At 39.3% G+C, this 6603-nt stretch carries 8 protein-coding genes; 4 read left to right on the top strand and 4 right to left on the bottom strand.

What is annotated here, in order from left to right; translation table 11 throughout:
* Positions 1 to 772, top strand: a 772-nt coding sequence (locus CDZ78_RS13970) for an OmpA family protein (protein ID WP_211200770.1), incomplete at its 5' end; no start/stop codon positions are given.
* A 6-nt stretch (positions 773 to 778) separates the two neighbouring features.
* Here the strand turns inward: CDZ78_RS13970 and CDZ78_RS13965 are convergent.
* The 4 genes from CDZ78_RS13965 to hemL all read right to left on the bottom strand — a co-directional run bounded on the left by CDZ78_RS13965 (position 779) and on the right by hemL (position 5150).
* Positions 779 to 1387 carry an arylesterase gene (locus tag CDZ78_RS13965; protein ID WP_087870560.1) on the bottom strand — a complete coding sequence of 203 codons (609 nt, stop codon included), beginning with the start codon at positions 1385 to 1387 and terminating at the stop codon, positions 779 to 781.
* A gap of 140 nt (positions 1388 to 1527) precedes the next feature.
* Positions 1528 to 1887, bottom strand: coding sequence for a hypothetical protein (locus tag CDZ78_RS13960; RefSeq protein ID WP_087870559.1), 360 nt, complete (start codon positions 1885 to 1887; stop codon positions 1528 to 1530).
* Positions 1888 to 1970: 83 nt separating this feature from the next.
* Positions 1971 to 3836: a RelA/SpoT family protein gene (locus tag CDZ78_RS13955; protein WP_087870558.1), complete on the bottom strand. Its 1866-nt coding sequence runs from the start codon at positions 3834 to 3836 to the stop codon at positions 1971 to 1973.
* Positions 3837 to 3869: 33 nt separating this feature from the next.
* Positions 3870 to 5150 carry a glutamate-1-semialdehyde 2,1-aminomutase gene (gene hemL / locus CDZ78_RS13950; RefSeq protein ID WP_087870557.1) on the bottom strand — a complete coding sequence of 427 codons (1281 nt, stop codon included), beginning with the start codon at positions 5148 to 5150 and terminating at the stop codon, positions 3870 to 3872.
* A gap of 12 nt (positions 5151 to 5162) precedes the next feature.
* Between hemL and CDZ78_RS23835 the strand changes: the two genes are divergently transcribed.
* The 3 genes from CDZ78_RS23835 (at position 5163) to CDZ78_RS13940 (ending at position 6422) form a co-directional block, all read left to right on the top strand.
* Positions 5163 to 5294 (top strand): hypothetical protein, encoded by a 132-nt coding sequence (locus CDZ78_RS23835; protein WP_280175585.1) that lies wholly within the window; start codon positions 5163 to 5165, stop codon positions 5292 to 5294.
* A gap of 90 nt (positions 5295 to 5384) precedes the next feature.
* Positions 5385 to 5801, top strand: coding sequence for a putative lipoprotein (locus tag CDZ78_RS13945; RefSeq protein WP_087870556.1), 417 nt, complete (start codon positions 5385 to 5387; stop codon positions 5799 to 5801).
* A 186-nt stretch (positions 5802 to 5987) separates the two neighbouring features.
* Positions 5988 to 6422, top strand: a complete 435-nt coding sequence (locus tag CDZ78_RS13940; RefSeq protein ID WP_087870555.1) for a putative lipoprotein — start codon at positions 5988 to 5990, stop codon at positions 6420 to 6422.
* Positions 6423 to 6603 lie beyond the last annotated feature (181 nt).

The following is a 6603-nucleotide window of genomic DNA, read 5'->3' as shown; positions in this document are numbered from 1 at the left end:
TAAATTAGGCTACGAAGTGGGACATACTCCCTATATTGCCAACAGCCCACATAGCAATAAGCTTGCTGATTTTTATGTAGGCCAGGAAAATGTCGCTCTTCTTTTGGAAGGAGAAGACTTGTGGCGTAGTACAGTGGTAACAATAGGTGCCCAACGTTCAGACCGTATAGAAGTTCTGCCAAATATGAAAGGCATAATTGCCAGATTTAACAAAATAGAAAAGCCCCCGCAGTGGAAAACTGGCGAAATATTAAAACAAAATGAGATTCCATGCTTTGGCAAGGCTGATGTTATTGTCTGGACCAGTGAGGACCGCACTAAAGAAAAAATACATGCGCGTATTTTTAAAGACGAAAAATTTCAGGCCCAAGGGAATTGCTCAAAAGTCTCCAAAAACCCCTCACCCAGCATAGGTGAGCACAAAATTTCAGAAAATTTCAAAAAAATTAAATTCGACCCTGGAAAGGCTAATTTAACGCCTGGATCATTTCAGGGAATTGATCAACTAATTAATTATATGGGTAAATATCCCCAAAAGAAAATTATTCTGACAGGGTATACCGATAACATTGGAGATAAGGATAATAACCAAAAACTCTCACAACAACGTGCAGATTTTATACGCGATATTATTCGCAAAGCATTGAATAAAAATCGACTTGCACCAGAGCGGGTTTCCTCAATTGGCTATGGTGATAACCGTCCTATAGCGGCAAACAATACTCTCGCTGGTCGTCAGAAAAATCGCCGCATTGAAATCAGTTTTCACTAGACTAATTTACAAAGCCCCCGTAGCAACCAATAAGTGATGGATACTCTCTGCCATTAACCTGTATCCATCACTATTCGGGTGAATAGTATCTGACTTCAGTGCATTATCACCCAGTATCGTCGGTAATGCTTCTAGATCAATCGGAACTTGCTGTTCCTCCGCAATTTGCTGGTAAATTGCCGCGCTATCTAATAAAAACAACCTTGGCTTGGGTACTCCCAACATAACCACTTTAACATTTCGCTGCCTAGCCACATCAATCATCTGACGCAAATTACTCGCAAGCTGCTGCTCCGGTATTCTGCGTAACATATCATTCCCACCATGAATCAGAATCAGTAACTCTGGTTGATATTTATCCAGCACGACTGGTAAGCGTTTAAGTCCTGTACTGCTAATTTCACCAGGGATTCCGGCATTGATAACTTTGTGCTGACTTAATTCAGTTAACCTACTCGGATAATCACTCTCTCTGGGTGCACCCGTGCCATAGGTCAAGCTATCACCAAATGCGAGAATAACAGCATCCTGGTGTAGTTTCTCAAAAACAGGGGCAGTAGCCTGCTCACATGCAGTTAAGAAAATAAATATGCAGAATAAAAAGGTCTTTTTCATAGATCTGAGAAATATAAAAGACTTTACGCTACTGGCTTTTTTCGTCTGCTAAAATAAAACACTAAGCCATAAATCATACCAAGCGGCAAGAAAAAACGCGTAACTAACCATTTCCAGTTGGGCATTTGAGTTGCAAATCCTCAGAAACGGCCTTTATGCTTGACGCTAAAGTCATTAGGTAAAAAACACAAACTATAGGTATGCCAGCTACTATCAAAAACATAACATCTTGCTCGCTCGCGTATATAGTGCTCACTATAGGTTTTGTTAATAGAGCTATCTTTATAGATTGACTGAAGCACGTGGTAGCCCGCTTTTAGCTTTGTTGTGTTTTCTAGCGGAGCAGTGTCAAATTTAAAATTATAGTTATCACCCGCCTGTACAACTGTATATCGATAATTTTGAGCTTCATCGTCAATAAAAGTAAATTCACTATTTTGCGCAGAACAATAGCCCGTACTCAACATATAAAATACAACAAAAAATATTGCTCGATTCATAGAATTTTCTCCGTTAGCCTAGCTTAATGCCACTCACGCTTCTCTTCCCCAGAAGGAGGAGGTCAATGAAAGGGGCTACATTTTTACAAATTAGCATTTACCTTTAAACTAACTGCAACAAGTTGTTTCTTTTGCTCATCATTTAACTTACTAATATTCTCACAATCCTTTTTATGGATAGCAATACCGTTTGTATAACTAATAAAGCCTGTTAATTCATCATCCACCTTTGGGTGACAGCAATGAGCAAAGTGGGTCAAAATATTATCTGTACCATCCACGATAATTTCCAGACTATGGTTTTGAGCCTGCTCTGTTTTCTTAACTTTCGCTTTTCTTTTTTTCCCCTCGGCACGCAGCAAAGCATGACTTAATTGCCTTCGATTAATAACACTGCGACCCAGGGCAACATATAACTTATCTAAATCGGATAAATTAAAATGCTGCAGTAATTTTGTCTGATAATCTTTTTTTATCCCTGAGCGGAGCACTTCTTGTTCCAGGATTTGCTGCCCTATCGTATTATGTTTATCTTGCCCTTGTAACTTAAGCCATGCTTTTACTTTTTGAATGGCACGTGGTGTTTTTAAATATCCCAGATTTGGGTCAACCCAGTTCGGGTTTGGGGCTATATCGTTCGCGGTCAGAATTTCGACCTGCTCCCCCGTTTGTAATTGATAACTTAAAGAAGCAATATCACCGTTGACTTTAGCCCCCCGACAACGATGTCCTACATCAGTGTGTATTGCATAAGCAAAATCTAATGGTGTTGCCCCTTTAATCAAATCAATTAATTGCCCCCTAGGGGTCAATACATAAACTCGATCAGCAAATAACTCGGTACGAAAATTTGCCAGTAAGGTATCACCATCTTTTTCTTCTAACAACTGTCTTAATGAAGCGATACTTTTTTCAGTGGCAATGTCCTGCTTGCTACCTTCTTTGTAGCGCCAATGTGCAGCAACACCAAGCTCTGCAAAATCATGCATTTCTTTAGTGCGTATTTGTACTTCGATGCGATTATTATCAGCATCTAAAATCACCGTGTGCAAAGATTGATAACCATTATTTTTCGGGTTAGCAATATAATCATCAAACTCTTTAGGAATAAAAGTCCAGTATTGATGTACTAGACCTAAAACCTCATAACATTGTGCGGCATCCTGCACAATCACTCGCACTGCTAGCAAATCATACAATTCATCAATCGGCAGATTTTTACGTTGCATCTTTTGCCAGATACTATAAATATGCTTGGGTCGCCCTTTAATTTCCGCCTGCATGCCGCTAGCGCATACTGCCTTTTGTAAGTGCTCGATAAAGGTTTCGATACACTCTTCTCGATGTGTTCGTTTATTCTCCAATTCCTTGGCTACAAACAAGTAATTTACTGGTTCTAAATAGCGAAAAGCATAATCTTCCAGAGCCCATTTTAGCTGACCAATCCCCAGACGATTAGCAATAGGCGCATAGAGATCAAGAGTTTCCTGCGCAATAAAATGACGCATCTCCTGTTCTTCCTCAGCTAATTTTTGTAGTCTTGCTAAACGATAAGCCAGTTTAATTAACAGTGCGCGTATATCATCAGCGGTAGATAACAACATACGCCTAAGTATTTCTATTTGTGAGGCTTGTGTTGATATATTTTTTGAATAAATTTTGAGCAAATTTAATTCTTTGATATTTCGCACTAAACTAGCGACAACCTGACCAAATTCTGGCTCTAAAGGGTAATCTAATAGTCTTGAGTCACTAAGAATGGCAGCTAATATCGTTTCTAAATCGACATTAAGATTTAGTAAATTTAGCGCGACATCTAATCCACGAGGACGATTAGATTCAATATCTTCGAGGTTCTCAACAAGCGTAATTGCCCGTTGAATTAAGGCACATTCATTTGCGGAAAAGCGGGTAAGTAAATCTTTTGTTGAGGGGAGATAATTAGGCATAAAAAAGGCTGGGCGAACCCCAGCCCGAAATGATTATAGTTGGCTCAATACACGTTCAGCAGCTGAAATGGTAGCAGCAATATCCTCATCACTATGTGCTGAAGACACAAAACCAGCTTCAAAAGCAGAAGGCGCAAAATAAATACCTTCATCCAGCATACCATGAAAGAATTGTTTAAACCGTTCCTGATCACACTCCATGACTTGCGCAAAGCTACTGATATGATCATCTTGAGTAAAAAACAAGCCAAACATTCCACCAACAACATTAATTGACATACCAATGCCTGCTGCAATCGCTTTAGCTTGTATTCCTTCTGCCAATTTGCGTGTTTGTTCTGCCAGCAGTTCATGAAAATTGGTCGCTGATAATAATTCAAGCGTTTTGTAACCTGCTGCCATGGCCACTGGATTACCAGATAAGGTTCCAGCCTGATAAACTGATCCTACTGGTGCCAGCGACGACATAATTTTATGTTGTCCACCAAAAGCACCTACCGGCATTCCACCACCGATTATTTTTCCTAGCGTAGTCAAGTCAGGCTTAATATTATATAGCCCTTGCGCACAGTGCTTATCAACCCTAAAACCTGTCATGACTTCATCAAAAATTAAAATTGCCCCATATTGGTCACAAACCTCACGCAATGTTTCTAAGAACCCAGCGGCGGGTAAAATACAATTCATGTTGCCTGCAACAGGCTCAACAATAATTGCTGCAATTTGCTCACCAATATCCGCAAAAGCCTGTTTAACCGAGTTACTATCATTGTAGGTCAGGGTAATAGTATCTGCTGCAACTGCTGCTGGCACCCCAGGTGAGCTTGGTACACCAAGCGTTAAAGCTCCTGACCCCGCTTTGACTAATAAAGAATCTGAATGCCCGTGATAACAACCTTCAAATTTTACAATCTTATCTCGCCCGGTATGCCCTCGTGCCAGACGTATTGCACTCATCGTTGCTTCTGTTCCTGAGCTTACCATACGTACTTGCTCGATAGATGGCACTAATTTACAGATTTTCTTCGCCATCAAAGTTTCAAGCTCAGTTGGCGCTCCAAAACTAAGCCCCTTAGCTGCCGTTTCATTAACTACATCTAGCACATCCTGATGCGCATGGCCGGCTATCATTGGCCCCCATGATCCGACATAATCGATATATTGCTTACCTTCCGAATCATACAAATAAGCACCTTTAGCATGATCAATATATATAGGTGTTCCCCCAACACCACTAAATGAACGTACAGGTGAATTAACACCACCAGGTATAACAGTTTTCGCTTCGGAAAATAAACTAACAGGATCAGTCATATAATTACCTTTATGAAATTAAAGAATGAGATTACATCGGTTTACAGCATTAGTCTCCATACTGCATTGCTTAGGCTACTCTATAAACTGACGATTGATAAACAACAGGAACATGCTCCAGGCCTGATGATGGAGCGACTATGAAACATTTTATCAGATAAATAAACTAATTGTTTTATAGCTAAAGATGGTTAAACTTATGTTTTAACTAAAAGCCTAGCAAAGAATATTATCATGCAATTTAAACCTTTTCTACTATCTAGTATTTGTGTCATTACTCTTGTACAAGGGTGTTCATTTTCAGCAAGTTCAGAAAGTAGCTCAGACTCGTCGGACTCAAGTATCAAGAGTAGCAGATCTTCATCATCAAAAAAAAACAAAGCCTATAAAAATAAAATAATTAACTACACTACGGTCTATCTCTCTACAGCAGAATATAATCGCCCAGCCTTTTTAAAAGGTATTTCTGAAATTGCCACTGAAAATGGCATTACTTCCTGGCAAGACGATAAAGCAACCATGATAGCAATTGGTCAAGGGTTAAGGAAAGCAAGAATAACAGGCAGTGTCTATGAGACTTACAAGAAAAGCATAGCTAACTCTAAGGAATTGAGAATGATGAATATACAAAAAGGCTACAATATGCAATAAAACAGTAAAGCTATCGACAAAGAGTGCCAGTTATCAAACCACAATCCTGGTTCTGCACCGTATAGGTAGCACACTTGGTGTTTTACAAAACAATCAACATTGTTTTTTTTGTAGTATTTGTAATAATATATCTCTCAGGTTATCAAACCGTATAGCCCTCACCCTTTTTCAAAAAAGGATGTTAACATGCAAACCAAGCCTTATCTAATCCCTTTCATTATTATTGTTAGCCTGGCACAGGGCTGTTCTTTTTCTTATAGCTCAAAAAGTTCTTCGAATAGCTCAGTAAGTAGTTCAGAATCCAGCGTATCCAGCTCTAGTAGCCCATCTTCCTCCATAACTGAAGAAGACATATATCAAGAAGACATAAGCGATTACACCATTGCTTATTTAAGCAACGAGAAATTTGAACGTTCCTCATTTAGCAGAGAAATCAGTGCAATTGCGACAGCTAATGGCGTTACCTCATGGGAGCAGGATGAAGCAACCCTGATCGCTATTGGGCGTGGTTTAAAAGAAGCAGATATTCCTGAAGGAGTATTCCAGACATATAAAAGTAGCATAGTGGATGCCAACCCACTTGCAATAGATTTAATTCAAAAAGGGTATGCTGAGGAATAATACCCCTTAAATTGTTAATTAATACCCAAAATAACGCCGTGCTTAATAGAAAATACCTCTTCTTGCATATTTTACTAAGCACGGTTTTTTCCTTTTTATGCCTTTCTCCCGTTAACGCAACCCCCTTACACTATCTTTACTGAAGTTTCCCAATAATTATTTATGGTAAAATTGAAACTAT

The organism is Bathymodiolus platifrons methanotrophic gill symbiont, from assembly GCF_002189065.1.
In the GTDB taxonomy this organism is placed as follows: domain Bacteria; phylum Pseudomonadota; class Gammaproteobacteria; order Methylococcales; family Methylomonadaceae; genus Methyloprofundus.
Note: the sequence above shows the minus strand (reverse complement) of the source record. Positions and strands in the feature narration are given on the sequence as shown.